This window comes from Mesorhizobium sp. B263B2A, from assembly GCF_020165775.1.
GTDB classification, from domain to species: Bacteria; Pseudomonadota; Alphaproteobacteria; order Rhizobiales; family Rhizobiaceae; genus Mesorhizobium; species Mesorhizobium opportunistum.
The window spans coordinates 1-24,884 of record NZ_JAIUIU010000020.1; the positions used below are offsets into that span (position 1 = coordinate 1).

General features: G+C 64.0%; 22 protein-coding genes, 1 other RNA gene and 2 pseudogenes. 16 read left to right on the forward strand and 9 right to left on the reverse strand.

The features are described 5' to 3' along the window. Positions 1–206, reverse strand: a pseudogene (locus LB568_RS25525) (hypothetical protein); the annotation flags it as partial. A 193-nt stretch (positions 207–399) separates the two neighbouring features. Between LB568_RS25525 and LB568_RS25530 the strand changes: the two are divergent. Continuing rightward, a complete protein-coding gene (locus tag LB568_RS25530) occupies positions 400–1,128 on the forward strand; it encodes a 3-deoxy-manno-octulosonate cytidylyltransferase (protein ID WP_224731572.1) in 729 nt (242 codons plus the stop codon). Between the two features lie 63 nt (positions 1,129–1,191). Next, positions 1,192–2,055, forward strand: coding sequence for a prephenate dehydratase (locus tag LB568_RS25535; protein ID WP_140570165.1), 864 nt, complete (start codon positions 1,192–1,194; stop codon positions 2,053–2,055). Position 2,056: 1 nt separating this feature from the next. On the opposite strand, the gene LB568_RS25540 is transcribed toward LB568_RS25535, so the two are convergent. From LB568_RS25540 to LB568_RS25550, 3 genes are read right to left on the reverse strand one after another with little or no spacing between them, the layout of a single operon-like run. Next, positions 2,057–2,356 carry a Dabb family protein gene (locus LB568_RS25540; RefSeq protein WP_224731573.1) on the reverse strand — a complete coding sequence of 100 codons (300 nt, stop codon included), beginning with the start codon at positions 2,354–2,356 and terminating at the stop codon, positions 2,057–2,059. Positions 2,357–2,387: 31 nt separating this feature from the next. After that, a complete protein-coding gene (nudC, locus tag LB568_RS25545) occupies positions 2,388–3,332 on the reverse strand; it encodes an NAD(+) diphosphatase (RefSeq protein ID WP_224731574.1) in 945 nt (314 codons plus the stop codon). Between the two features lie 53 nt (positions 3,333–3,385). After that, complete coding sequence (locus tag LB568_RS25550; RefSeq protein WP_224731575.1) at positions 3,386–3,805, reverse strand: HIT domain-containing protein; 420 nt, start codon at positions 3,803–3,805, stop codon at positions 3,386–3,388. 148 nt (positions 3,806–3,953) lie between these two features. On the opposite strand from LB568_RS25550, the gene ffs reads away from it, so the two are divergent. The 13 genes from ffs to LB568_RS25615 all read left to right on the forward strand — a co-directional run bounded on the left by ffs (position 3,954) and on the right by LB568_RS25615 (position 16,259). Then, positions 3,954–4,050: signal recognition particle sRNA small type (gene ffs / locus LB568_RS25555), an RNA gene on the forward strand. Positions 4,051–4,155: 105 nt separating this feature from the next. Continuing rightward, positions 4,156–5,949, forward strand: a complete 1,794-nt coding sequence (locus LB568_RS25560) for a DNA polymerase III subunit gamma/tau (protein WP_224731576.1) — start codon at positions 4,156–4,158, stop codon at positions 5,947–5,949. A 41-nt stretch (positions 5,950–5,990) separates the two neighbouring features. Beyond that, on the forward strand, positions 5,991–6,314 hold the full coding sequence (locus tag LB568_RS25565) for a YbaB/EbfC family nucleoid-associated protein (protein ID WP_013891305.1): 324 nt from the start codon (positions 5,991–5,993) through the stop codon (positions 6,312–6,314). 19 nt (positions 6,315–6,333) lie between these two features. After that, positions 6,334–6,741 (forward strand): hypothetical protein, encoded by a 408-nt coding sequence (locus LB568_RS25570; protein WP_013891304.1) that lies wholly within the window; start codon positions 6,334–6,336, stop codon positions 6,739–6,741. A gap of 235 nt (positions 6,742–6,976) precedes the next feature. After that, positions 6,977–7,993 carry a cell wall hydrolase gene (locus LB568_RS25575; RefSeq protein ID WP_224731577.1) on the forward strand — a complete coding sequence of 339 codons (1,017 nt, stop codon included), beginning with the start codon at positions 6,977–6,979 and terminating at the stop codon, positions 7,991–7,993. A gap of 81 nt (positions 7,994–8,074) precedes the next feature. Further along, on the forward strand, positions 8,075–8,680 hold the full coding sequence (gene recR / locus LB568_RS25580; RefSeq protein ID WP_013891302.1) for a recombination mediator RecR: 606 nt from the start codon (positions 8,075–8,077) through the stop codon (positions 8,678–8,680). A 194-nt stretch (positions 8,681–8,874) separates the two neighbouring features. After that, positions 8,875–10,146, forward strand: coding sequence for a lytic murein transglycosylase (locus tag LB568_RS25585; RefSeq protein ID WP_224731578.1), 1,272 nt, complete (start codon positions 8,875–8,877; stop codon positions 10,144–10,146). Positions 10,147–10,400: 254 nt separating this feature from the next. Beyond that, on the forward strand, positions 10,401–12,044 hold the full coding sequence (locus LB568_RS25590) for an ABC transporter substrate-binding protein (protein ID WP_140570154.1): 1,644 nt from the start codon (positions 10,401–10,403) through the stop codon (positions 12,042–12,044). A gap of 18 nt (positions 12,045–12,062) precedes the next feature. Next, positions 12,063–13,124 carry an ABC transporter permease gene (locus tag LB568_RS25595; protein ID WP_013891299.1) on the forward strand — a complete coding sequence of 354 codons (1,062 nt, stop codon included), beginning with the start codon at positions 12,063–12,065 and terminating at the stop codon, positions 13,122–13,124. Positions 13,125–13,320: 196 nt separating this feature from the next. Then, positions 13,321–14,247 carry a nickel transporter permease gene (gene nikC / locus LB568_RS25600; protein ID WP_224731579.1) on the forward strand — a complete coding sequence of 309 codons (927 nt, stop codon included), beginning with the start codon at positions 13,321–13,323 and terminating at the stop codon, positions 14,245–14,247. 24 nt (positions 14,248–14,271) lie between these two features. Further along, entirely contained in the window at positions 14,272–15,117 is an 846-nt protein-coding gene (locus LB568_RS25605; protein WP_224731580.1) for an ABC transporter ATP-binding protein, read from the forward strand. Continuing rightward, positions 15,114–15,863: an ABC transporter ATP-binding protein gene (locus tag LB568_RS25610; protein WP_013891296.1), complete on the forward strand. Its 750-nt coding sequence runs from the start codon at positions 15,114–15,116 to the stop codon at positions 15,861–15,863. The genes LB568_RS25605 and LB568_RS25610 overlap by 4 nt, the downstream gene beginning before the upstream one ends. 42 nt (positions 15,864–15,905) lie before the next feature. Continuing rightward, positions 15,906–16,259: a hypothetical protein gene (locus LB568_RS25615; RefSeq protein ID WP_224731581.1), complete on the forward strand. Its 354-nt coding sequence runs from the start codon at positions 15,906–15,908 to the stop codon at positions 16,257–16,259. Here LB568_RS25615 and LB568_RS25620 read toward each other — a convergent pair. The 3 genes from LB568_RS25620 to LB568_RS25630 are packed head-to-tail and all read right to left on the reverse strand — an operon-like array spanning position 16,256 to position 21,566. Beyond that, positions 16,256–19,354: an efflux RND transporter permease subunit gene (locus tag LB568_RS25620; protein WP_318013301.1), complete on the reverse strand. Its 3,099-nt coding sequence runs from the start codon at positions 19,352–19,354 to the stop codon at positions 16,256–16,258. The genes LB568_RS25615 and LB568_RS25620 overlap by 4 nt on opposite strands. Next, the gene (locus LB568_RS25625) at positions 19,354–20,430 is read right to left on the reverse strand and encodes an efflux RND transporter periplasmic adaptor subunit (RefSeq protein WP_224731582.1); all 1,077 of its coding nucleotides are present in this window, start codon (positions 20,428–20,430) and stop codon (positions 19,354–19,356) included. Before LB568_RS25625 ends, LB568_RS25620 begins: the two co-directional genes overlap by 1 nt. Next, positions 20,427–21,566, reverse strand: a complete 1,140-nt coding sequence (locus tag LB568_RS25630) for an efflux RND transporter periplasmic adaptor subunit (protein WP_013891292.1) — start codon at positions 21,564–21,566, stop codon at positions 20,427–20,429. The genes LB568_RS25625 and LB568_RS25630 overlap by 4 nt, the downstream gene beginning before the upstream one ends. A 237-nt stretch (positions 21,567–21,803) precedes the next feature. Here LB568_RS25630 and LB568_RS25635 point away from each other — a divergent pair, with 237 nt between their 5' ends. Beyond that, positions 21,804–23,081, forward strand: a complete 1,278-nt coding sequence (locus LB568_RS25635) for a 4-aminobutyrate--2-oxoglutarate transaminase (RefSeq protein WP_013891291.1) — start codon at positions 21,804–21,806, stop codon at positions 23,079–23,081. Between the two features lie 181 nt (positions 23,082–23,262). On the opposite strand, the pseudogene LB568_RS25640 reads toward LB568_RS25635, so the two are convergent. Then, positions 23,263–23,412 (reverse strand): annotated as a pseudogene (locus LB568_RS25640) (type II toxin-antitoxin system ParD family antitoxin); the annotation flags it as partial. Between the two features lie 45 nt (positions 23,413–23,457). Continuing rightward, the gene (locus LB568_RS25645; RefSeq protein ID WP_013891290.1) at positions 23,458–24,711 is read right to left on the reverse strand and encodes an NAD(P)/FAD-dependent oxidoreductase; all 1,254 of its coding nucleotides are present in this window, start codon (positions 24,709–24,711) and stop codon (positions 23,458–23,460) included. Between the last annotated feature and the right edge of the window lie 173 nt (positions 24,712–24,884).

Genomic DNA, 24,884 nt, shown 5'->3' on the forward strand with positions numbered 1-24,884 from the left:
CCCCCCCCCCCCCCCCCCCCCCCCCCCCCCCGCACCCCCCCCCCCCCCGGGCCGCCTTCGGCTGGCTCGGCGGCCTCGATGGCGAAGCCGGGCTTTTCCGGCGCCGGCGAGGCAAACAGCGCATCGGACACAATGCCGACCGAGAAAACGACGAAAACGGTTCCGAGCAATCCGGCAAGCAGCTTGTTGACTTCGTTGGAATCCATACGCCCCTTGCTCCCTTTTCCGGCGGACTGATCCGTCCACTCCGTCCGTCGGTATCGAGACCCGCCCTCCAGGGCCGGTCAAATCGGGCGGAAACTAGGTCTTTTGCTCGGGCGTTGCAACACCTATAAGGGCGCTTCCAGTGAGACCTTTTGCCACTTTTCCCCTCCTCTTTCCGAACGCCTTGCCATCGCGATGTCCACCTTGATCCTGATCCCGGCCCGCATGGCCTCGACCCGCCTGCCGGGCAAGCCGCTGGCCGACATCGCCGGCGCTCCGATGATCGTCCATGTCGCCCGCCGCGCTGCCGAAGCCGGCCTTGGCCGGGTGGTGGTGGCGACCGACACGCAAAGCGTGGCCGAGGCCGTGCGCGCCCATGGTTTCGAGGCGGTGATGACACGGATCGACCATGAATCGGGCTCCGATCGCATCCACGAGGCGTTGGTCACGCTCGATCCCGGGCGCAAGGTCGAAACCATCGTCAATGTCCAGGGCGACCTGCCGACCATCGATCCCGGCATCATTGCGGCTTCGCTCAGACCGTTCGAGGACAGGGCCGTGGATATCGCCACGCTCGGCGTCGAGATCGTTCGCGACGAGGAAAAGACCAATCCGAACGTCGTCAAGATCGTCGGCTCGCCGCTATCGGCTACCAGGCTCAGGGCACTGTATTTCACCCGAGCCACCGCGCCGTGGGGCGAGGGCGCGCTCTATCACCATGTCGGCCTCTACGCCTATCGCCGTGCTGCACTCGAGCGCTTCGTCGCGCTGAAGCCGTCGCCGCTCGAGCGCCGCGAGCGGCTGGAGCAGTTGCGGGCGCTGGAAGCCGGCATGCGCATCGATGCCGAGATCGTCCAGTCGCTGCCGCTCGGCGTCGATACGCCGGAAGACCTCGAACGCGCCAGAACCATCCTTGTAAATTGAACTGTCCTCGCAAATTCAACGATCCCCTTCGAACTGAGACATTTTTGAATCGAGACTTGGCCCATGCCTGAAAAGACCAACAGAATATCCTTCCAAGGCGAGCCGGGAGCCAATTCCGACACCGCCTGCCGCAATGTCTTCCCCTCCATGGAGCCGTTGCCGTGCCCGACCTTCGAGGATGCATTCAACGCGGTCGAGACCGGCAAGGCCGATCTCGCCATGATCCCGATCGAGAACACCATCGCCGGGCGTGTCGCCGACATCCATCATCTGCTGCCGGAATCGAAGCTGCACATTGTCGGCGAATATTTCCTGCCCATCCATTTCCAGCTGATGGTGTTGCCCGGCGTCAAGCGCGACGAGATCAAGACCGTGCACAGCCACATCCATGCGCTTGGCCAGTGCCGCAAATACGTCCGCAAGAACGGCTGGAAGGCGATCGTCGCAGGTGACACGGCGGGTGCGGCCAAGATGGTCTCCGAGGTCAAGGACCGCACCATGGCTGCCTTGTCGCCGGCGCTTGCCGCGACGCTCTACGGGCTCGACATCATCGAGGAGAATGTCGAGGACACCGATTCCAACGTCACCCGTTTCGTCGTGCTGACCAAGAACAAGCAATGGGCCGAGCGCTCGTCACCCGACGTCAAGATGATGACGACCTTCATCTTCCGCGTCCGCAACGTGCCGGCCGCGCTTTACAAGGCGATGGGCGGCTTCGCCACCAACGGCATCAACATGACCAAGCTGGAGAGCTACCAGCTCGGTGCGTTCACGGCGACGCTGTTCTATGCCGACATCGAGGGCCATCCCGACGATCCGCTGGTCAAGCTGGCGCTGGAAGAACTCCGCTTCTTCTCGCGGGAAGTGCGCATCCTGGGCGTCTACCCGGCCAGTGAGTCACGTGAGCAGTGGAAGGTGGCGGACTGAGCTACCAGCCCAGCGGCACGTAATCGATCTCGAGAAATTTCTCGACCTCCGGCACCCAGCGGTCGCGCACGAAGGCGACATGGTCGGGATGGTCGTTGTATCTCGTATAGGCGGCCTGGTCGGCGAACTCCATCGAGAAGCCGAACTGATAGTCGTTCTTGGGGCTGACCTGCCGCAACTGCTCGAAATGGGTGACACCCCGGATCGCCGTGAGGATTTTCCTGGCGTCGACGAGGAACCGCTTCTCCTCCAGCGAGTGTGGCGGATGTTTCAGCGTGAAGACCACTGTGTGACGGATCATTTGCCTCTCCTGCAATGACTTTCGGTATTCGTTATTCGCTGTCCACCCAGGCTCGGATCAGGTGATGCGCAATGGCGCCTTTCGGCGGCGTGACCAGATTGCCGGGGTGTTCCCGGGCCAGCATCAGGCGCACCTCGTCGCGGCCGAACCAGCGGCAGTCTTCCAACTCGTTGAGGTCGGCCTGGATGTCCTCGTTGAGCGGCTCGCCGAAGCAGCCGATCATCAGCGAATAGGGAAACGGCCAGGGCTGGCTGGCATGATAGACGACGCGACCGAGCCGGATGCCGGCTTCCTCCAAGGTCTCGCGACGCACCGCCGCCTCGATCGTCTCGCCCGGCTCGATGAAGCCGGCAAGTGCGGAATACATGCCCGGCGCGAAATGGGCGCCGCGCCCAAGCAGGCATTTCTCCCGGGTCGCCGTCAGCATGATCGCCACCGGGTCGGTGCGCGGAAAATGCTCGGTGCCGCAATTCGGGCAATGCCGCTTGTAGCCGCCGGCCCGCATTTCCGATTGCGTGCCGCATTTGCTGCAGAAGCGATGGCTGGCATGCCAAGCGAGCAGGGCGGCGCCCTGCGCCATCGCGCCGGCGGCCGCTTCGTCGATCAGCCCTTGCATGTAGACCGAGCGGTAGTCGATCGCCTTGACCGTTTCTGGCAGCTGTTCGGGATCGACGCCGGCCAGCACGGCGACAACCGGCCCCTGTTCGGAGAAGCCGAGCAAAACGCCTTGGTCGAAGGCAGGCTTGAAAGGCTCGCTCTCGGTGAGCCCGAACCAGGGATCGAGGCTGCCGCGTTCCCTGAGCTTCAGATGAAGCCGGCCGCCATTCATCAGGAGCAGCCGCGTCGTCGGATCGGCAAGCGCCTTGTCGACCGAATCGTCGGCGCGGTTTTCGGATTGGCGGTCGATCGTGTTGCCGGCAAAGCCGACGAATTGGCTCGGCTCGCGCAAGGGCGCGTCAAACAGGCTGAAGCTCATAGGGACTCTGATGCTTTGGGATGACATGTCTTGGGATGAACACAGGGGAACGCTTATAGCGCCGCCCTTATCGTTTCGGCAAACCGGCGCAGCTCGGAACGCTGGTAGGGCTCGCGCAGGCCGTGCCCCCATACCGGGCCTGGCCAGCCGGCATCGCCTTCGGAACGGGCGACAATATGGATATGCAGCTGGCGCACGATGTTGCCGAGCGCGCCGGTGTTGATCTTGGTGCAGCCGGTCACTTTCTTCAGCGCCTGCGCCACCATATTGGTCTCGAAGGTCAGCATCGCCTGGTCGAGCGGCGTCATGTCATGGATTTCCTCCGCGCCCGGCCGCTGTGGCACTAGGACCAGCCATGGCCAGCGGCGGTCGTTCATCACCCGCAATTCGCACAGCCCAAGCCACATCAACTGTTCGCTGTCCGCCTCCAGCCGGGCATCCAGCGTGAATCCGGCCTTGAGGCCCGGCAACATCGGCGTTTCCCTTACTTTGCTTTTCTTGGTTTCCTCAAACCATGAACGCTAGAGCGGCTGCATCGGGGCTGCAAGCGAATCTCTTGGGGATGGTCTCGATTCGCTTGCGCACTTGCATTTCGTCGCGCAATTGCCGATATGGACAGCGGGAGGTTGGTGGTGGACGATCCACTCGCCAACCGGGTCAGGTCCGGAAGGAAGCAGCCCTAACGAGCCCGGAACGGGTCATTGTTCCAGCCTCCCACCTCATCGGCCCTCCTCGCGACATTGACGACGCATTGCAGCGCGGGCGAGACTATGCGCAGGAATCGGCCGCCTTCGGGCGCAGCCTTTTGGAGCTTTACGGGCGAATGAGCGAAGCGGGAAATGAAAAGGCCGCTGCCTATCGCGTGCTGGCGCGCAAGTACCGTCCCTCGAATTTCTCCGAGCTCGTCGGCCAGGAGCCGATGGTGCGCACCCTCACCAACGCGTTTGCCACCGGCCGCATCGCCCAGGCGTGGATGCTGACAGGCGTGCGCGGTGTCGGCAAGACCACCACCGCGCGTATTCTGGCGCGGGCGCTCAATTACAAGACAGCCACCGTTGATCAGCCCTCGGTCGATCTTGCCGTGCTCGGCGAGCATTGCCAGGCGATCATGGAGGGCCGCCATGTCGACGTCATCGAGATGGACGCCGCCTCGCACACCGGCATCGACGACATAAGGGACATCATCGAACGCGTGCGCTACGCGCCGGTCTCGGCCCGCTACAAGGTCTACATCATCGACGAAGTGCACATGCTGTCGACGCAGGCCTTCAACGGCCTTTTGAAGACGCTGGAGGAACCACCTCCGCACGTGAAATTCATCTTCGCCACCACCGAAATCCGCAAGGTTCCGATCACCGTCCTGTCGCGCTGCCAGCGTTTTGACCTGAGGCGCATCGATGCCGGCGCGCTGGTCGCGCATCTCTCCTCGATTGCCGGCAAGGAAGGCATTTCGGTCGACGACGACGCGCTGGCGATGATCGCCCGCGCCGCCGAGGGTTCGGCCCGCGATTCGCTCTCCATCCTCGACCAGGCGATCGCCCATGGCGCCGGCTCCGTCAGCGCCGAGGCGGTGCGAGCCATGCTGGGTCTCGCCGACCGCGCCCGCATCGTCGATCTGTTCGAACATGTGATGAAAGGCGATGTGGCGGCGGCCCTGGCCGAATTCCGCGCGCAATACGACACCGGCGCCGATCCTGCCGCCGTGCTGGCCGATCTCGCCGAGTTCAACCATCTGGTCACCCGGCTGCGGTTCGTGCCGACCGCCATGGACGACGCCTCGCTGTCGCAGGACGAGCGGCAGCGCGGAGCCGACTTCGCCCGGGCGCTGTCGGTCAGGGTGCTGTCGCGGACATGGCAGATGCTGCTCAAGGGCATTCCCGAGGTGCAGTCCTCCAACCGGCCGGTCAGCGCCGCCGAAATGGTGCTGATCCGGCTGGCCCATGCCGCCGACCTGCCGACACTGGACGAGGCGCTGCGATCGCTCGAGGGCGCGTCTCCGGTTCAAAATGGCGCGCCGCGCCCGAACGGCGCGCCCGCGGGTCCCGGCAATGGCGGCGGCGCCAGCGCGGTCGCGCAGACCCGCATGCCATCCGGGCAGGGCGGCGCACAGACCATGCGGCTGGTCGAAGCCACCCCTGCGCCGGTCGCCTTCGTAGCACCTCCGCCGCCGGCGCCGGAGGCGCAGCCGGTACCGCTGAAATCGCTCGCCGACATCGTTGCGCTTGCCGATGCGCAGCGCGACATCGCCTTCAAGGTGCTGGTCAAGCGCTGCATTCGCCTCGTGCGCATCGAGCCCGGCCGTATCGACGTCAGCCTGACCGACGATGCGCCCAAGATGCTGCTCAACGACCTGACGATGAAACTGCGCGCCTGGACCGGCCGCAACTGGCTCGTCTCGTTGTCGAAGGAAGAGGGCGGACAGACGCTGGCCGAAATGGAATCGACCAGGCGCGAGAACGCTTTCCTCGATGCCAAGAGCGATCCGGCCGTGGCTGCCATATTGGCGCGCTTTCCCGGTGCCAAGATCATCGACGTGCGCATTCCCGACGCGCCGGAAGCGGACGCGGACCAAGCCGAAGTGCCGGTCGAACCGCCGGCGGATGACGACGACGCCTGACAAACCAAGAACCCCGACCAACCAAGAACAAGGATCGGACCATGAAAGATCTTCTCGGCCTGATGGGCAAGGCAAAGGAAATGCAGGCCAAGTTCCAGGCCATGCAGGACGAGATTGCCACGGTCGAAGCCGCCGGCCAGTCCGGCGGCGGCCTGGTAAGCGTCACCCTGACCGGGAAATTCGAGATGAAGTCGCTGAAGATCGATCCGTCGCTGTTCAAGGAGGACGATGTCGAGGTCCTCGAGGACCTGCTGCTCGCCGCGCACAATGACGCCAGGGTCAAGGTCGAGCAGATCATGCAGGAAAAGACCAAGGCGCTGACCGCCGGCCTGCCGATTCCGCCGGGAATGAAACTGCCGTTCTAGGTCCGGCGGCCGCAGCTCCATGACCGATGAGCCGTCCGAAAGACTGATCGAGCAGCGTATCCGCAACAGGATCTACGAGATCCTGGAAATCCTCGCCGATTGCGATGCGGGCGTCGATCTCGTCGGCATCAAGGGCTACTTCTATCTGTTCGAGGACTTCGTCCACCGCCCGTCGATCGAGGCCGGCACGTCGGCGCTTTCCAGGGAGGAGCGCGCGGTCGTGCTGGAGATCGCCGAATTCCTCGAGGCGGCCTCCGAAACAAATCCCGACTTCACCAAGGCCGAATTCATCCACAGCGACTGGCCGGGAAGAATCGCGCCGGCGGCCAGGAACGCTCGTAGGCTCTTCCTCGCACGCGGCCTGTTTTCTGAGAAAGTCGAGGAACTCGAGCCCGGCCAGCCGGCCGTGGCGGCGGCAGGACGATAGAGCGGTTCAGGAAGAGCGTGATTCGGATTTCCCCTTCCGAATTGCGGCGAAACAGAGAGAAAGCGGTCATCGGTTTTGTGAAACGATGGCTCGATCTATCTGAAAAGCCAAGAAATTGTGCTAATTATGCAACAGTACCCTGCTAATAACGTTTTGGCCATCATTTTGCCCGAAAGTGTCTCATTCTTGCCGCAGCCTGGGGGCGGGCATCGAAGTGAAGTGAGAGGGTTACCTGTTGATTGTCACGCGATGGAAGGCGCCGCTGTTGCTCGGCGTCGTTACCTCTCCGCTGTTCTTGGCTGCATGCAGCCAGACCACGTCGCACGGCATGTCGGTTGCTAGCCTGACTGACGCCATCACGCCGAGTTTCCTCAGTTCGCGCGCCTACAGCCACACGCCGAAGGACAGGGAATGCCTGGAAAGGGCGATGTTCTTCGAATCCAACCGCTCGAGCCGTGACGGCATGATCGCCGTCGGCACTGTTGTGATGAACCGGCTGCGCTCCGGCAATCACGGCAGCACCATCTGTCAGGTTGTGGGCGAACCCGGCCAGTTCGCCCCAGGCGTCATGACCAGGGCGATGAATTCGCGCGCGATGCCCGATGTCGAGGAAGCCGCCGACGCCGTGCTCAAGGGCGAGCGCAAGACCAAGCTCAAGAACACCATGTATTTCCATACCGCCGGCCTGCACTTCCCCTACAAGAACATGCACTACACCATGGTTGCAGGCGGCAATGCCTTCTACGAGAAGCGCGGCCGCAATTGGCAGCCGCTGCCCGATGAGCCGATGGTTGCCTCGGTGGAGACAGAAAAGCCGGCCGTCCCGGTCACGATGGTTGCTTCGGCTGAGCCGGTTCGCTCGGACAGGAAGCTCGTTCGCAACGCCCCGGCACAGCAGCAGGCCCCAACACAACAGGCCCCAACACAACAGGCCTATGTGACTGCGGCAGCCGAACCGGCGCGCCCGTTCAAGATGGCCACTGCCCCTGCCCAGCAGACCTACGTGACTGCGGCCGCGGCACCCTCGGCGAAGTCTGCCCGCGTCGCATCGAAGCCGGTGGCAGTTGCCATGCAGGAGCCGATGGAAGAACCGGATGCCGCCCGTTTCGGCGGAACCTTGAACAAAAAAATCATCAGTTCGGTCCAGGGCGAACCGCAAGAGGCGTCAATGGGATTCCAGTCGACGCCCGAAAATACCGACGCCATTGGCGCGATGATCGTCAGCCAGGGCCGGCCGCTCGAAACCAATTGATCCGCGTCGCATGGCAGCATGGGGTGCCATGCGCTGCCGCGGGATGTTCCAAAGCGCTCTGAAAAATCCTAGATCAGAGCGATGTCGAAACGAATCGCCGGTCCCGAGATCGAACGCCTGATCCAACTCCTGGCCAAGGTGCCGGGTCTTGGCCCCCGTTCGGCCAGGCGTGCGGCTCTCCATCTGATCAAGAAGAAGGAGCAGCTCCTGTCGCCGCTCGCCGCCGCCATGGGCGAGGCCGCCGACAAGGTGCGCATCTGTTCGACCTGCGGCAATGTCGACACGTCGGATCCTTGCATGATCTGCACCGATCCGCGCCGCGACGCCACCACCTTGATCGTCGTCGAGGACGTCTCGGATCTCTGGGCGCTGGAGCGGGCGGCGGCGATGAACGTGCGCTATCATGTGCTCGGCGGCACGCTGTCGCCGCTCGACGGCGTCGGCCCCGACCAGCTCAACATCCGCTCGCTGATCGACCGCGTCGCCGGCGGCGAGGTCAAGGAAATCATCCTTGCCGTCAACGCCACGGTCGAGGGCCAGACCACCGCGCACTACCTCACCGACCAACTGTCCGGCTTCGACATCAAGGTGACGCGCCTTGCGCATGGCGTGCCGGTCGGCGGCGAACTCGACTATCTCGACGAAGGCACGCTGGCGGCTGCGCTTAGGTCGCGGACGGCGTTTTGACGAAGTTGCGGCAGAGGATGCGGATCATGAATGTTGCGCGTCTTTCCGGGCTGGTGCCAGGCGCCCCCCTCTGTCCTGCCGGACATCTCCCCCTCAAGGGGGGAGATTGGCCGTTTCATCGGCGGCGCTCTTCCTGCTACGTCGGCGATTGGCGAAGGCAAAGACAACAACCGATCTCCCCCCTTGAGGGGGAGATGGCCGGCAGGCCAGAGGGGGGCGCCACAGAACGCGGACTTCGCCGGTTTTGTCTGGCATTTTTCGTGGCTGCGCTTGCCGTCCTCGCCACACCAGCCTCCGCCGCCAAGATCGACGACCAGTTCCGCGCCTGGCTGCAGGACGACCTCTGGCCGCAAGCCAAGGCCCAAGGCATCTCGAAGAACACCTTCGACGCCGCCTTCGACGGCATCAAACCCAATCTGAAGCTGCCCGACCTTGTCATGCCAGGCGAGAAGCCGAAGACGCCGCAGAAGCAGCATCAGGCCGAATTCGGCTCGCCCGGTGCTTATTTCGCCGAGAAGACCATTGGCGCGGTCACAGCGGGCGGACGCGTGCGCGAAACCGCCAACGCCAAGACGATTGCCGCGATCGAAAAACGCTATGGCGTCCCCGGCGAGATCCTGCTGGCCATCTGGGGCCGCGAGACCGGCTTCGGCGCGGCGAAGATGCCTTACGATGCCTTCGAGGTGCTGGGCACCAAGGCCTTCATGTCGACCAAGAAGGATTTCTTCCGCACCGAGCTTTTGGCCGCGCTCGAAATCGTCGAGCGCGGGCTCGCCCCGGTCGGCGCGATGAAATCGTCCTGGGCCGGCGCACTTGGCCAGCCGCAATTCATGCCGACCTCGTTCCTCAAGCATGCCGTGGATTTCGACGGCGACGGACGCGTCGACATCTGGAACTCGACGCCGGACGTGCTTGCTTCGATCGCCAACTATCTCGTCCATTATGGCTGGGTGAAGGGCCGTGGCTGGGGTTTCGAGGTGACCGTGCCCGAGACGGTCTCCTGTTCGCTGGAAGGCCCGGACCAGGGCAAGAAGATCTCGCAATGGGCAGCGCTGGGCATCAAGCGTGTCGGCGGAAAGCCGTTTCCGGCGAGCGAGCTGAAGGCCGAGGGCTTCCTGCTCATGCCGGCCGGCCGCAGCGGGCCTGCGTTCATCGCCACGCCCAATTTCTACGTGCTGAAGGAATACAACACCAGCGACCTCTACGCGCTGTTCATCGGCCATGGCGCCGACCGTATCGCCCACGGCGACTCCAATTTTTCCGGCGCCTGGGGTCCGGTCGGCGATCTCCACCGCTCCGACATAGCCGCACTGCAGCGGACCCTGGAGGCCAAGGGCTATGACGTCGGCAGCGCCGACGGCCTGCCCGGCTTCAAGACCCGCCGTTCGATCGGCAAATGGCAGGCCAAGAACGGACAGGCCTCGACCTGCTTTCCCGACGCCGGCCTGGTTACCGCGCTGAAATAGCTCCGGAATTGGCAGATTTTTCTCGATAGGCGGGTCCGATTGGACTGTGTATGCGTCGCCATGCCGCCTGCGATTCTGGTCCAATGAACCGTCGCATAAATGCGCGTTGCCCGCCACGAAGTCGCCGGATATGGTGTTGACCAACTGGACAAAAACCACGACGGTAAGTGGGCAGAGGGCCATGGCCGGCCCCGAAAAAGAATACTGCAACCCTGAGCCGGGAACTCAGGTCAACAAAACAGGGAACAATCACCATGATGATGGAAAAGTTTGCTCTACGCTCCCGCATCTTGCTCGCGGGTGCCGCCATGTCCGCGCTGCTTCTGGCCGGCGCGCCGGCAGGTGCGGTCACGCCCGCAGATACGCTGGTCGAAGGTTTCGCGATCGACGACATCATCTCCATGGATCCGGGCGAGGCGTTCGAGCTGTCGACCGCCGAGGTCACCGGCAACACCTACGATCTGCTGGTCCGTCTCGATCTCAGCGACACCTCCAAGGTCAAGCCCGATCTCGCCGAGAGCTGGACCGTTTCGGACGATGGTCTCACCTACACATTCAAGCTCAAGCCCGGCCTGAAGTTCGCCTCCGGCAACCCGATCACCGCGGCCGATGTCGCCTATTCGTTCGAGCGCGCCGTCAAGCTGGACAAGAGCCCGGCCTTCATCATCGACCAGTTCGGCATCAGCGGCGACAACGTCACCGAAAAGGCCAAGGCGGTCGACGACACCACCTTCCAGTTCACCGTCGACAAGGCTTATGCGCCGAGCTTCGTGCTGAACTGCCTCTCGGCAACCGTCGCTTCGGTGGTCGATGCCAAGCTGGTCAAGGAACATGTCGCCGCGGTCACGCCGAGCGCCGACTACAAATGGGACAACGACTTCGGCAATGCCTGGCTGAAGACAGGCTATGCCGGCTCCGGTGCCTTCAAGCTGCGCGAATGGCGCGCCAACGAAGCCGTCGTCATGGAGCGCAACGACAATTACTACGGCGAGAAGGCCAAGCTCGCCCGCGTCATCTACCGCAACATGAAGGAAAGCTCGGCCCAGCGCTTGGCGCTCGAAGCCGGCGACATCGACGTCGCCCGCAATCTCGAGCCGAACGATCTCGACGCGATCGCCAAGAACGCCGACCTCACCACCACCAGCGCGCCGAAAGGAACGGTCTATTACATCAGCCTCAACCAGAAGAACCCGAATCTAGCCAAACCAGAGGTTCGCCAGGCCTTCAAATATCTCGTCGACTACGACGCTTTGAGCTCGACCATCCTCAAGGGCATCGGCGAAATCCACCAGACCTTCCTGCCCAAGGGCGTGCTCGGCGAACTGGACGAGAACCCGTTCAAGCTCGACGTCGCCAAGGCCAAGGAGTTGCTGGCCAAGGCCGGCCTGCCCGATGGCTTCAGCGTAACCATGGACGTACGCACCGGCCAGCCGACGACCGGCATGGCCGAATCGATCCAGCAGACGCTCGGCCAGGCCGGCATCAAGCTGGAAATCATCCCGGGTGACGGCAAGCAGACGCTGACCAAGTACCGCGCCCGCAACCACGACATCTATATCGGCCAGTGGGGCCAGGACTATTTCGACCCGAACTCCAACGCCCAGACCTTTGCCTCGAACCCGGACAATTCGGATGCAGGCAAGTCCAAGACATTGGCTTGGCGCAACGCCTGGGACATTCCGGATCTGACCAAGCAGACGGAAGCGGCCCTGCTGGAGAAGGATTCGGGCAAGCGCGCCGATATGTACAAGGATCTGGAGAAGAAGATCCTCGACACCAGCCCCTTCGTCGTCATCCACCAGCAGCTGGAAGTGGCTGGCTTGCGCAAGAACCTCAAGGGCTTTGCGCTCGGTCCGAGCTTCGACACCAACTTCGTCGGGCCGGTTTCCAAGGAATAACGCCGGCGGACGCGCAGCATGAGCGCAGTTGAGAACGAGGGCGGGCGCGGCGGCGCCCGCGCCTATGCACTTGCGTCGTCGCTCGGCCGCTTCCTGGTCATCGCGGTGACGACCTATCTTGGTCTTCTCGCGGTGACCTTCTTCATCGGCCGAGTCATCCCGATCGACCCGGTGCTGGCGGTGCTCGGTGACCGGGCGCCGGCCAATGTCGTCGAACGCACGCGCCGCGAGATGGGTCTCGACCTGCCATTGATCGAGCAGTTCTACATCTATGTGAAACACGCGTTGAGTGGCGATTTCGGCACTTCGGTGCTGACCACCAATCCGGTCATGACCGACATCCGCCGTGCGCTTCCGGCAACGACCGAGCTGGCGACGCTCGGAACGTTGATCGGCGCGCTGCTTGGCGTACCGCTTGGCGTGCTGGCAGCGGTCAGGCGAGGCAGCCTCATCGACCAGATCGTTCGCGTCATCGGCCTGATCGGCTACTCCGTGCCGATCTTCTGGCTCGGCCTGCTCGGGCTCGTCCTGTTCTACGCCAAGCTGCAATGGGTGGCTTTTCCGGCCCGGCTCGACGTCGTCTACGAATACACCTTCACGCCGATCACCGGCTTCTACCTTCTCGATTCGGCGATGCAGGGGCAGTGGGATGTCTTTTACGACGCCTTCCGGCACATCATCCTGCCGGCCTCGCTGCTCGGCTACTTTTCGCTCGCCTATATCAGCCGCATGACGCGCTCGTTCATGCTCAACGAACTGGCCCAGGAATACATCGTCGCCGCGCGTGCCAAGGGCCTGTCGGAAACGCGCATCATCTGGGGCCATGCGCTGCGCAACGCCGCGGTGCCGATGGTGACAGTGATCGCGCTTTCCTATGCCGGGCTGCTCGAAGGCTCGGTGCTGACCGAGACCGTCTTCTCCTGGCCGGGCATCGGCCTCTACATCACCAATTCACTCCAGAATGCCGATATGAACGCCGTGCTCGGCGGCACCATCGTCATCGGCTCGGTGTTTATAGCCATCAACCTCCTGTCCGACCTGCTCTACCGCGTCCTCGATCCGAGGACGAAGGTTCAATGAGCAAAGGTATCCCACTTTCGGGCTCGGTTGCGGCCAACCACCCCCACTCCGGCCCTTCGGGCCACCTCTCCCCCTGCCGGGGGGAGAGGAAAACCCGGACGTACGCTCGGGGCATTTCCTCTCCCCCGTCGAACGGGGGAGAGGTGGTCTGCGAAGCAGACCGGAGTGGGGGTCGACACCTTCAAGAGGCATCGACATGACCGCCTCCGACCTTCGCCCCCTCTCCCGGCGCGACTGGCTGCTCAGCGAGCGGCCGGCATCGCGCATGCAGGCAAGGCTCGGCCGCGCCTATGTCGCCTGGCGGCGGTTTTCCGCCAACCGGCTGGCCTTCGTCGGCCTGCTCATCATCATCGCCTTGCTGGTTATTGCCGCCCTTGCCGGCGTGCTGGCTCCCTATTCGCCAACCTTCGGCGATCTCAAGAACGCGCGGCTGCTGGCGCCGAGCGCCGAGCACTGGTTCGGCACCGACGATCTTGGCCGCGATATCCTTTCGCGCATCCTCTATGGCTCGCGCTGGACACTCTATGTGGTCATCCTGGTTGCCATCATCGCGGCGCCCATCGGTCTTCTGGTCGGCACCGTCGCCGGCTATGCCGGTGGCTGGACCGATGCGATCCTGATGCGCATCACCGACATTTTTCTTGCCTTTCCCAAGCTGGTCTTGGCGCTGGCCTTCGTCGCCGCGCTTGGCCCCGGCATCGAGAACGCGGTGCTTGCCATCGCCATCACCTCCTGGCCGCCTTACGCGCGCATCGCCCGCGCTGAAACGCTCACCGTTCGCAATTCCGACTACATCAAGGCGGTGCAACTGATGGGCGCCTCGCCGTTTCGCATCGTGCTGCGCCACATCATGCCGCTCTGCATCTCCTCGCTGATCGTCAGGGTGACGCTCGACATGGCCGGCATCATCCTGACCGCCGCCGGCCTCGGCTTCCTCGGCCTCGGTGCGCAGCCGCCATTGCCCGAATGGGGCACCATGATCGCGTCTGGCCGTCGCTTCATCCTTGACCAATGGTGGGTGGCCGGTGCGCCGGGCTTCGCCATCCTCATCGTCAGCCTTGGCTTCAACCTGCTCGGCGATGGCCTGCGCGACGCGCTCGATCCCCGGAGCGGTGACCAATGAGTGGCGACCAATGAGCGGTGATCAATGAGCAGGGAGACGAAGACGCTGCTTGAGGTCGACGATCTGCACGTCACCTTTCCGACCCGCACCGGCCTGATCGAGGCGGTGCGCGGCGTCTCGTTTTCGCTTGGCCGCGAGCGCCTCGGCATCGTCGGCGAGTCGGGCTCGGGCAAGTCGCAGACCGGCCGCGCCATCATGGGACTGACACCGCCCCAGGCAAGGATATCGGCGAACAAGCTGGCGTTCGACGGCATCGACCTGCTCGGCATCTCGCCGCGCCAACGTCGCGCGCTGCGGGGCAACCGCATCGCCATGATCCTGCAGGATCCGAAATATTCGCTCGACCCGGTGATGAGCATCGGCCGCCAGATCGTCGAGACGCTGCGCACGCATGAGAAGGTCTCCAAGGCCGAGGCACGCGAGCGCGCGCTGGCCATGCTGGAGGCGGTGCAGATCCGCGACTCCAAGCGGGTGTTCGACCTGCATCCGCACGAAGTCTCCGGCGGAATGGGCCAGCGCGCCATGATCGCCATGATGCTGATCGCCGGGCCGGAGATGATGATCGCCGACGAACCGACCTCGGCGCTCGACGTCACAGTGCAGCTCGATGTGCTCGGCATCCTCGACCGGCTGGTCAGCGAGCGCGGCATGGGGCTGATCTTCATTTCGCACGATCTGCGCCTGGTCTCGTCCTTCTGCGACCGCGTCATCGTCATGTATGCCGGCAAGGTGGTCGAGCAGCTCAAGGCCTCCGAGCTCGGGCGCGCCCAGCATCCCTACACGCGCGGCCTGCTCAACTGCATGCCCAAGATCGGCGCCGACCGTCACCCGCTGCCGGTGCTCGACCGCAAGCCGGAGTGGGCGGCATGACATCAGCGATTGCGGTCGACGGGCTGGAAGTGATCTTCGACCGCTTTCGCGCGCTGAAGGGCGTCAGCCTCGACGTGCAGCCGGGCGAATCCTTCGGTCTTGTCGGCGAATCCGGCTCCGGCAAATCGACGCTGCTCAGGGCGATCGCTGGCCTCGCACCGGTCGCTTCCGGCAGCATCGCCGTCAACGGCAAGACGCTTGGCACGCGCCGCGACAAGGCTTTCTACCGCGAGGTGCAGATGGTCTTCCAGGATCCGTACGGCTCGCTGCATCCGCGCCAGACCGTCGACCGCCTGCTGCAGGAGCCGCTGGCGATCCATGGTTTTTCCGACGGCGAAAAACGGATCCAGCGGGCGCTCGACGAGGTCGGCCTCGGCAACGGTTTCCGCTTCCGCTACTCGCATCAATTGTCTGGCGGCCAGCGCCAGCGCGTGGCGATCGCGCGCGCTCTCATCCTCGAACCCTCGATCCTGCTCTTGGACGAGCCGACCTCGGCGCTCGATGCCTCGGTGCAGGCGGAAGTGCTCAACTTGCTGGAAGAGGTCCGCCGGCGGCGCAAGCTGACCTTCCTGATGGTCAGCCACGACCTCGCCATCATCACCCATATGTGCGAGCGGCTGATGGTGATGCAGAGCGGTGAGGCGGTGGAGAATCTGACAGCAAGCGACCTTGTCGAGCGCCATGTCACCAAGGATTATACGCGCAATCTGCTGAGGGCGAGCGAGGGGTTCGTGAGAACCGTTTGAATTCGTTCTTCTGTGCACAGATCGACGGTCTTGGGGGATTCCATGGAGCAATGGAGATTTGAAGACCCACCCAACGTGGCGGTGCTATCGGACCGAGGCATATTTAAAAGTGGCGATTGGATCGCATACGTTGTGCATGAAGCTGATGACGACGATAGCTACAGCGATGAAGGTGGCAGCTGGCAATTCCACAGCAGCGACACTCGAGATTGGAACGAACGCGAGATAATGCTCGTCAGCTTGCAAAATGTTTTGCGGCGGGATGAAAGCATCCTGGAATTGGTCGATTTGCCAAAGGGCTGGCATGCTTGGCGCAGTTCCAATCGTCGCCGTGGCAGCGCGCCAAATCACTTCCTGTACCCTCCAACGACAATGAATGATCCGGTTACGTCCTAGGCCGGAGTTTGCACTGGTTCGCCGATATCCGGAACGGGTGGCTCATCCCGGGCTTTCGGCTCCTTGATCCGGAACCACGTCACGTAGAGTGCCGGCAGGAACAGCAGCGTGATCGCCGTACCCGCGATGATGCCGCCCATCATCGCATAGGCCATCGGCCCCCAGAAGACTTCGCGCGCGATCGGGATCAGCGCCAGGCTGGCTGCCGCCGCCGTCAACGCGATCGGCCGCATGCGGTGTTCGGTCGCCTCGATGACGGCCGCCCAACGGTCCTTGCCCTCCCGGACGAGATCCTCGATCTGCACGATCAGGATAACCGAGTTCCGGATCAGGATGCCGATCAGCGCCAGCACGCCCAGGATGGCGACGAAGCCGAGCGGGGCGCCGCTCGGTACCAGGGCCGCCACCACGCCGATCAGCCCGAGCGGCGCCACCGCCACCACCAGGAACAGGCGCTGGAAGCTTTGCAATTGCACCATCAGGATGGTCGCCATCACGAACAGCATCAGCGGCACCACGGCGGCGATCGGACCTTGGCTTTTGGCGCTCTCCTCGACCGAACCGGCGGTTTCGACTGAATAGCCTGGCGGCAGCTTGGCGATGAAGGCATCCACCGATGGCTTGAGTTCGTTGACCACCGTGGCCGGCAGCACGTCGCCGACCAGGCCGGCCCGCACGGTGATCGTCGGAATGCGGTCGCGTCGCCACACCGTCGGCTGTTCGAGGTCGTAGCGGAAATTGGCCACAGCCGCGAGCGGGATGGCCTCGCCGCTGCTGGTCGGCAGCTGCATGTTCTGCAGCGTCCCGATCGAGCCGCGCTCGGCATCGCGTGAGCGCGCCACGACATTGATCAGATAGGTGGCGTCGCGCACCTGCGTGATGGTGGCGCCGCCGACCGTGCTGTTCAGCGCGCTGGCGATGTCTGAGGAGGTGATGCCGAGCTGGCGTGCCTTGTCCTGCAGCACGTCGACCCTCAGCACGCGTTGCGGCTCGTTCCAGTCGAAGGTCGATGCGGCGAGCTTCGGATTGGCCGAGATGACGCCGGCGAATTGCTGCGCCAGCTCGCGCACCGTCTGGATGTCGGGTCCGCCGACGCGGTATTGCACCGGGCGGCCGACCGGCGGGCCGAGTTCGAGCAGCTTGACGAAGGCGTCGGTGCCGACGAACTCCTCGCGCAGCAGCTTTTCCAGCGCCGGCTTCACCCGGTTGCGCGCCTCGATGCTCTTGGTGACGATCACGGTCTGGCCGAAATAGGGGTTGGCCGGCTGCACGTCATAGGCCAGCACGAAGCGCACCGCGCCCTGGCCGATATAGGACGAGAAATGATCGATGTCGGGATTGCCGACCAGCGCCCGCTGCTCGAAGCGCTCCATCTGGTCGCGTGTATCCGCGATCGACGAATTCTGCGGCAGGTTCCAGTCGACGATCAGCTCTGGTCGGTCCGACGGCGGAAAGAACTGCTGCTGCACCAGGCCGAAGCCGGCGATCGAGCCGGCAAACAACAGCACGGTGGCGATGATGGTCAGCCAGTGATGGCGCACCGAGCCGACAAGCACCCGCCGGAACAGCGAGGTGAAGCGGCCCGGCTGGTCGTGATGCTTGGTCTTCATCGTCGCCGGCAGGATGGTGACGCCAAGTAGTGGAGCAAACAGCACCGCCACGATCCATGACACCAGAAGCGACACGGCGATCACCACGAACAGCGTGAAGGTGTATTCGCCGGCGGCGCTGTTGTTGAGGCCGATCGGGATGAAGCCGGCGACGGTCACCAGCGTGCCGGTCAGCATCGGGAAGGCGGTGGAGGTGTAGACATAGGTCGCTGCCTTGCGCAAATTGTCGCCGACCTCCAGCCGCGCCACCATCATCTCGACGGCGATCATCGCGTCGTCGACCAGGAGCCCGAGCGCGATGATCAGCGCGCCCAGCGAAATACGCTGCAGCGAAATGCCGAGATAGGCCATGACCGTGAAGGTGATGGCCAGCACCAGCGGGATCGACAGCGCCACCACGAAGCCGGCGCGCATGCCGAGGCTGATGAACGACACCGCGAGCACGATGGCCACCGCCTCGAACAGCGCGCGGGTGAAGCCGGAGACGGCCTCCTCGACGATGACCGGCTGGTCTGCGACCAGATGCACGCCGACGCCGACCGGCAGGTCGGCCAGCACCTTGTTCATCTCTTTGTGCAGCGCTTCGCCGAATTCGAGCAGATTGGCGTTGGGCTTCATGCCGATGGCGAGCCCGATGGCATCCTGGCCGTTGAAGCGGAACAGTGCTGTTGGCGGATCGGCATAGCCGCGCGTGATCGTCGCCACGTCGCTCAGCCGGAAAAAGCGGCCGTTGACGCGCAGATTGATGGCGCGAAGGCTGTCCTCGGAGGTGAACTGGCCGCCGACGCGCACGCTGATGCGCTCCGGTCCGGACTGGATGACGCCGGAAGGCGTGATAGCGTTCTGCGCCTGCAGGCTTGCAACGATCGCCTGCTGGTTGAGGCCGAGTGCCGCGATCTGGCGGGTCGAGAATTCGAGGTAGATCGCCTCGTCCTGCGCGCCGACCAGATCGACCTTGCCGGCATTGGGCACGGTGAGGATCTTGGTGCGGGCATCCTCGACATAGTCGCGCAGCTGGCGTGGCGTCAGCCCGTCCGACGTGAAGGCGTAGATGTTGCCGTAGACGTCGCCGAAGCGATCATTGAAGAACGGTCCTTGCACACCTTGCGGAAACTGCGCCGCGATGTCGTTGACCATGTTGCGCACCTGAATCCAGTTCGGCACCACATCGCGCGCCTTGGTGGTGTCCTTCAGGTTGACGAAGATGACGGTCTGGCCGGCGGTGGTGACCGATCTGGTGAAGTCGAGACTGTCGAGCTCCTCGAGCTTCTTCTCGATGCGGTCGGTCACCTGCTGCACGGTCTCCTTGACCGAAGCGCCCGGCCAGTTGGCCTGGATGATCATCGTCTTGATGGTGAAGTTGGGGTCTTCTTCACGGCCGAGGTTGAGGTACGAGAACACGCCGGCCACGACGAAGACCAGCATGAAATACCAGACCATGGAGCGGTGGCTGAGCGCCCAGTCGGAGAGATTGAAGCCCTTCATCAGACGCCGCCCTCCGGCACCTTGACCTTCTGGCCTTCGCTCAGGCTGTGGACGCCCGCGGTGACCACGCGCATGCCGGCCTCAAGCCCCTCGGCGACGATGAAGGTGGCGGCACCCTTCGCGGCCAACTTTATCTCTTTCGCGCTTACGCTCGATGTCTGTGGGTCGACGATCCATACCTTGTCGGCACCGTCCTTTTCGAGCAGCGCCGACAGCGGCAGTTCGATCGTCGGCGTCACCTTGGTCATGCGCGTCGCCGTCACCGTCGAGCCGAGCCGGAAGGCTTGCGGCGGATCGGTTAGCGTCAGCTTGACGCGCCGGGTGCGGGTCGAGCCCTCGGACTGCGGCGCGATCTCGCGCAGCTTGGCCTCGGTCTGGATCGTCGGCAGCGATTGCAGGATAATCTGGAACGGCGTGCCGGCCGCGAGATCGCCGGTCAATTGGTCGGGAATGTCGACCACCGCCTCGCGCAGGTCCGAGCGCGCCACGGTGACGACCGTCTGGCCTGGCGAGACCGTCTGGCCGACCTCGGCGCCGACGGCCGTGACGACGCCGTCGAAGTCCGAGAACAGCCTGGCATAGCCAAGCTGTTCCTGCGATTTGGCAAGCGAAGCCTTCGCCCGCTCCACATTGGCCTCGGCCGCTTTGCGTGCCTGCTGCGCGGCATCGAAGACAGCTTGCGTGGCGTTGGCCGCGGCAAGCAGCTGGCGCTGGCGCTCCTCGCTGGCGGCTGCGTTGGCAAACTGCGCCTCGGCGTTGGAGAGTTCCGCCTTGGCCGCCTGGACAGCGAGCTCCAGCGCGGTCGGATCGAGCGTGGCGATCGTCGTGCCCTTGCTGACGATGTCGCCGACCTTGACATCGCGCGAGACAACCCGGCCAAGCAAACGGAAAGCAAGGTCGGCGCTGACCTGCGGCTCGACCGAGCCGGCAAAGCCGAAAATCTGCGTGGTGCGCGGCTCGACCACCACCGACAGCACCGGCCGGATGATCTCGGGCGGCTTTTCATCGGACTTCGAGCAGGACGCGAGCGCGCCCAACATGAACAGGCCGAGCAGGATGGATGGCAGCCGGCTCATTGGCCTGCTCCAGATATCTCTACGGTCTGTCCAGGGCTAAGCAACTGTCCGCCCGCGGTGACGACGCTTTGGCCCTCGTTCAGTCCCTTGGCGATCGCCACCGTGCCGGAACCGAACGCCAGCACCTCGACAGGCGCCATTGTCACCGCCTTGGTCGAGGGGTCGACGATCCAGACCGCCGGCTTGCCGGCGCTGGACGTCAGCGCCTGCCAGGGCAGCAAAATAGCCTTCGCCTGTTTGGCGCCGACCGAACCGATGACGGCTGCCCCCAGCGGCATGCCGGCGGGCGTATCGGGAATGCCGACCTTGACCCGGATCGAACCGGAGGCCGGATCAACCGCCGGCGAAATTTCGCGCACCTTGCCCGTCGCCCTGACCTGTGGATCGGACAACAATGTGATCGTTACCGCCGGGGAGGCGGGAGTCCGGGCGACCAGCGTCTCCTGTACGTTGAACACCGCGTCGCGGTCACCGTCCTCGGCGACGGTGAAGACGGTTTGCGCCGCTTGCACCACCTGGCCGGTTTCGACCTGGCGGGCGGTGATCACGCCGGCGGCTCCTGCCTTGAGCTCGGTGAAGGACAGGTTTTGCTGGGCGTTGGCGAACGCGCTCCGCGCGGCATCGACGCTGCCTTGCGCCACCTTCTGCGCCTGGTCGGCCGCGTCATAGTCGCGCCGCGTGGTGAAGCCCTGGGCCAGCAGTGTCTTCTGCCGCTCGAAGGCGGCGGCGGACTGGGTCAGCTGCGCCTGCGCGGCATCGAGATCGGCCTGTGCCGAACGCAGATCGGATTCCTGCTCCTGCGGGTCGATGCGGGCAAGCACCGTGCCCTGGTCGACATGCTGGCCGACATCGACGAGCCGCTCGGCCACGCGACCGCCGACCCGGAACGACAGATTGTTCAACGTGCGCGCGGCGATCACGCCGGTCAGCGAGGTTCTCGGCGCATAGTCGGCCATCGCCACTGTCTCGGTGCGCACCATGATGGGCAGTTTTTTGGCCGCCGCCTCCTGCTTTTGGCAGCCGGCCAGCAGCAGCACCGTCGTGCAGGCGAAGATCGTCGAAGCGGCTGTAAAAGACAAAAGGCGGGGAGCTTGGGCCGATGGCGGCGAGACGGACGATGTCGCGTTCCTGCTCATGGGCTCCCCCAGCCGCGGGCCGCTCGCTGAGCGCGATACCTCGCGGACATCGGGAGGATAATCGATCCCCGGAAAAAGGAAACCGCTCTCGTACGCGTATCGCACGGCTGGTCAAGGTTGGGGATCCGCCTGCCGCAGGCCCAATCGCCCGCCGGTGGTGCCGACTTGAGGAAAACATGAAATAAGGTCAGAAGACGGTATCAAACGAGAACGGGCGCCGGCCCGATGAGGGACATCATGAAGAATTCAGCCATTTCCGAACGCAAGAACCAGTCGATCTCGCGCGGCGTCGGCATGACCACGCAAATCTATGCCGACCGGGCTGAAAACTCGGAGATCTGGGATGTCGAAGGCCGCCGCTACATCGATTTCTCCTCGGGCATCGCCGTCGTCAACACCGGCCACCGCCACCCAAGGGTGATCGAGGCGGTCAAGGCGCAGCTCGATCGCTTCACCCACACGTGCCACCAGGTGGTGCCCTATGAGAGCTATGTGCGGCTGGCCGAACGGCTGAACGCCATGCTGCCCGGCAAGTTCGAGAAGAAGACCATTTTCGTGACCACCGGCGCGGAGGCGGTTGAGAACGCCATCAAGATCGCTCGCAACGCCACCGGCCGTCCGGCGGTCATCGCCTTCTCCGGCGGCTTTCATGGCCGCACCTTCATGGGCATGGCGCTGACCGGCAAGGTGGTTCCCTACAAGGTCGGCTTCGGCGCCATGCCGGGCGACGTCTACCATGCGCCGTTCCCGGTGCCGCTGCACGGCGTTTCCACAGCCGATTCGCTGGCCGCGCTGGATCGTTTGTTCAAGGCCGATGTCGATCCGGCCCGCGTTGCCGCCATCATCGTCGAGCCGGTGCAGGGCGAGGGCGGTTTCTACGAAGCGCCGCGCGAGTTCCTGACCGCGCTGCGCAAGCTGTGCGACCAGCATGGCATGCTGCTGATCGCCGACGAAGTGCAAACCGGCTTTGCCCGCACCGGCAAGATGTTCGCGATGGATCATCATGAGGTGGCGGCCGACATCACCACCATGGCCAAGAGCTTGGCCGGCGGCTTCCCGCTGTCGGCGGTCACCGGCCGCGCCGAGATCATGGATGCGCCCGGCCCCGGCGGCCTCGGCGGCACCTATGGCGGCAGCCCGATCGGCGTTGCCGCCGCACACGCGGTTCTCGACGTGATCGAGGACGAAAAGCTGTGCGACCGCGCCAACACGCTGGGCGCGCGGCTGAAGCAGCGCCTGCAGTCGATCCGTGACGACGTTCCCGAGATCGTCGATATAAGGGGCCTCGGCTTCATGAACGCGGTCGAGTTCAACGACGTCAAGAAAGGCTTGCCGTCGGCCGAGATCGCCAACGCGATCCGGCTGAAGGCGCTCGACAAGGGCCTGATCCTGCTGACCTGCGGCGTCTACGGCAACGTCATCCGCTTCCTGGCGCCGATCACCATCCAGGACGAAGTCATGAACGAAGCGCTCGACATCTTGGAAAGCTCGATCCGCGAAGTCTGCGCCGCCTGAACTGAAGCGCTCCTCTTCTCCCCGTCACTATACGGGGAGTTGAGGAGCGATCCGCGAAGCGGGCGAAAAGCCAATTGCTTGGCTTTTCTGACGACGAACGCCGGCAGGCGGATGAGGGGCGGCGCAGACGTTCTAAACTGACGCCTATCGCCATACAGCCTCGTCTCGACCGGCAGATTCCTTATTGGCCCTGCGCTCTTTTTCGCAGTGCTGCGAAATAGCCATCATCAACCGGGGCGCCCGGCTCGGATGACGCGCCCTCAAGGAGGAGACGTCGAAGCAGTTGACGGTCTTGATCGCGGCGGATCAACTCTCGGACATATTCGCTGCTCACGACGTCTCTCCGACTGGTGATTGCTCGAACAAATTCTTCAAACTAGCCGACAGCCTTCGCCGGTTCGACGGCTTGAAACGCAGCTAGCGCCGCTTTCAGCCCATCCGGTCCCGCCGCCACCGTTTCCGGCGTCGGTGAGAAACCCGCACCGAGCATCTTGCGGCCAAGCATGTGGTCGCCGGGCCGGTTGACCGATTCGATGCCGAGCAGCCGATCCCCGGCATAGTGGTAGATCGAGAACTTGTTGTCGGGCAGGTCGCCCAGCAGGACATGGCTATTGCCGCCGGCGGTCAGCCCGACCATCTGCAATTTCATGTCGCCAATGTCGGACCAGAACCACGGCACCGCGCAATAGGCATCGGCATGGCCGGTGATGGTGCGCGCCGCGAGCCGCGCCTGGTCGGTGGCGTTCTGCACGGATTCCAGCCGCACGTCGCCGCCGGTGAACCAGTGCCGGTAGGAGGCGGCATCGCCGATGGCCAGGATTTCCGGCACCGAACTGCGCATCTGGTGATCGACGCGGATGCCGTTGGCGATGGCAAGGCCGGCGTCCTGCGCCAGTTCGACATTCGGCACGGCGCCGATGCCGACGATGACCATGCGCGCCGGCAGCCTTTCGCCTGATAAGGTGATCGCGGCGGCGACATGGCCGTTTTCACCTTCGAGCTTTGCAATCGAGGTGCCGGTGAGGATGCGCACGCCTGTCGCTTCCAACCTTTGGCGGACATGGCTCGCCACCACCGGTGCAACCGCGCGGCCGAGCAGACGGTCGACTGCCTCCACCACTGTCACCGTGCGGCCGGCCGCACGCAGCGTCGCGGCGATCTCCAATCCGATGAAACCGCCGCCGAGGATGACGACGTCGTCGCTCCTTGCACTCAATTCCCGGATCAGCCGCGCATCGGAAAGCGAGCGCAGCGACAAAACGCCGGAAAGATCCGCACCTGGCAGCGGCAGCAGGCGCGGGCGCGATCCGGTCGCCAGGATCAGATGGTCGAAGGCAAGTGCGCCGCCGCCGGAGATCTCCAGGCTACGACGGCCGGCATCGATGCGCTCGATCCTGATGCCGGGCCGGTAGTCGATGGCGTTACCGGTGTAGAAGGCTTCGCCACGCAAGGGTTGCGGCTTGGCTTCGGCATCCTTGATGAAGGTCTTCGACAGCGGCGGCTTGTGATAGGGCAGTTCGTTCTCATCACCGATGAGGATCACCGGCCCGTCATAGCTATCCTCGCGCAGGCTTGCCGCCGCTTGCACGCCTGCATGACCCGCACCGACAATGACCACGCCGTTCTTCATCGCATTCCAATCCCGGTTCGATTCTAGGATGTCTCGCCAAGTGGCAATTGTCTGACGCCGCCGCAAGAGCGTGTCTGCGGGTCGCACCCGGAATGGCGGCTGTCAATCGTGCAGTTCCCTGGCCTGCAGTCCCGGGCAAGGACGGTGCAGCAAGGTCATAAAGTTGACCGTTG

Excerpts from the sequence above, each read along its gene's own strand:
- LB568_RS25620 (WP_318013301.1), bottom strand. The coding sequence starts at position 19,354 with ATGAAGGGCTTCAATCTCTCCGACTGGGCGCTCAGCCACCGCTCCATG.
- LB568_RS25530 (WP_224731572.1), top strand. The coding sequence starts at position 400 with ATGTCCACCTTGATCCTGATCCCGGCCCGCATGGCCTCGACCCGCCTG.
- LB568_RS25560 (WP_224731576.1), top strand. The coding sequence starts at position 4,156 with ATGAGCGAAGCGGGAAATGAAAAGGCCGCTGCCTATCGCGTGCTGGCG.
- LB568_RS25570 (WP_013891304.1), top strand. The coding sequence starts at position 6,334 with ATGACCGATGAGCCGTCCGAAAGACTGATCGAGCAGCGTATCCGCAAC.
- LB568_RS25625 (WP_224731582.1), bottom strand. The coding sequence starts at position 20,430 with ATGAGCCGGCTGCCATCCATCCTGCTCGGCCTGTTCATGTTGGGCGCG.
- LB568_RS25535 (WP_140570165.1), top strand. The coding sequence starts at position 1,192 with ATGCCTGAAAAGACCAACAGAATATCCTTCCAAGGCGAGCCGGGAGCC.
- LB568_RS25595 (WP_013891299.1), top strand. The coding sequence starts at position 12,063 with ATGAGCGCAGTTGAGAACGAGGGCGGGCGCGGCGGCGCCCGCGCCTAT.
- LB568_RS25585 (WP_224731578.1), top strand. The coding sequence starts at position 8,875 with ATGGCCGGCAGGCCAGAGGGGGGCGCCACAGAACGCGGACTTCGCCGG.
- LB568_RS25565 (WP_013891305.1), top strand. The coding sequence starts at position 5,991 with ATGAAAGATCTTCTCGGCCTGATGGGCAAGGCAAAGGAAATGCAGGCC.
- LB568_RS25550 (WP_224731575.1), bottom strand. The coding sequence starts at position 3,805 with ATGTTGCCGGGCCTCAAGGCCGGATTCACGCTGGATGCCCGGCTGGAG.
- LB568_RS25590 (WP_140570154.1), top strand. The coding sequence starts at position 10,401 with ATGATGATGGAAAAGTTTGCTCTACGCTCCCGCATCTTGCTCGCGGGT.
- LB568_RS25610 (WP_013891296.1), top strand. The coding sequence starts at position 15,114 with ATGACATCAGCGATTGCGGTCGACGGGCTGGAAGTGATCTTCGACCGC.
- LB568_RS25635 (WP_013891291.1), top strand. The coding sequence starts at position 21,804 with ATGAAGAATTCAGCCATTTCCGAACGCAAGAACCAGTCGATCTCGCGC.
- LB568_RS25645 (WP_013891290.1), bottom strand. The coding sequence starts at position 24,711 with ATGAAGAACGGCGTGGTCATTGTCGGTGCGGGTCATGCAGGCGTGCAA.
- nudC (WP_224731574.1), bottom strand. The coding sequence starts at position 3,332 with ATGAGCTTCAGCCTGTTTGACGCGCCCTTGCGCGAGCCGAGCCAATTC.
- recR (WP_013891302.1), top strand. The coding sequence starts at position 8,075 with ATGTCGAAACGAATCGCCGGTCCCGAGATCGAACGCCTGATCCAACTC.
- LB568_RS25615 (WP_224731581.1), top strand. The coding sequence starts at position 15,906 with ATGGAGCAATGGAGATTTGAAGACCCACCCAACGTGGCGGTGCTATCG.
- LB568_RS25605 (WP_224731580.1), top strand. The coding sequence starts at position 14,272 with ATGAGCAGGGAGACGAAGACGCTGCTTGAGGTCGACGATCTGCACGTC.
- LB568_RS25540 (WP_224731573.1), bottom strand. The coding sequence starts at position 2,356 with ATGATCCGTCACACAGTGGTCTTCACGCTGAAACATCCGCCACACTCG.
- nikC (WP_224731579.1), top strand. The coding sequence starts at position 13,321 with ATGACCGCCTCCGACCTTCGCCCCCTCTCCCGGCGCGACTGGCTGCTC.
- LB568_RS25630 (WP_013891292.1), bottom strand. The coding sequence starts at position 21,566 with ATGAGCAGGAACGCGACATCGTCCGTCTCGCCGCCATCGGCCCAAGCT.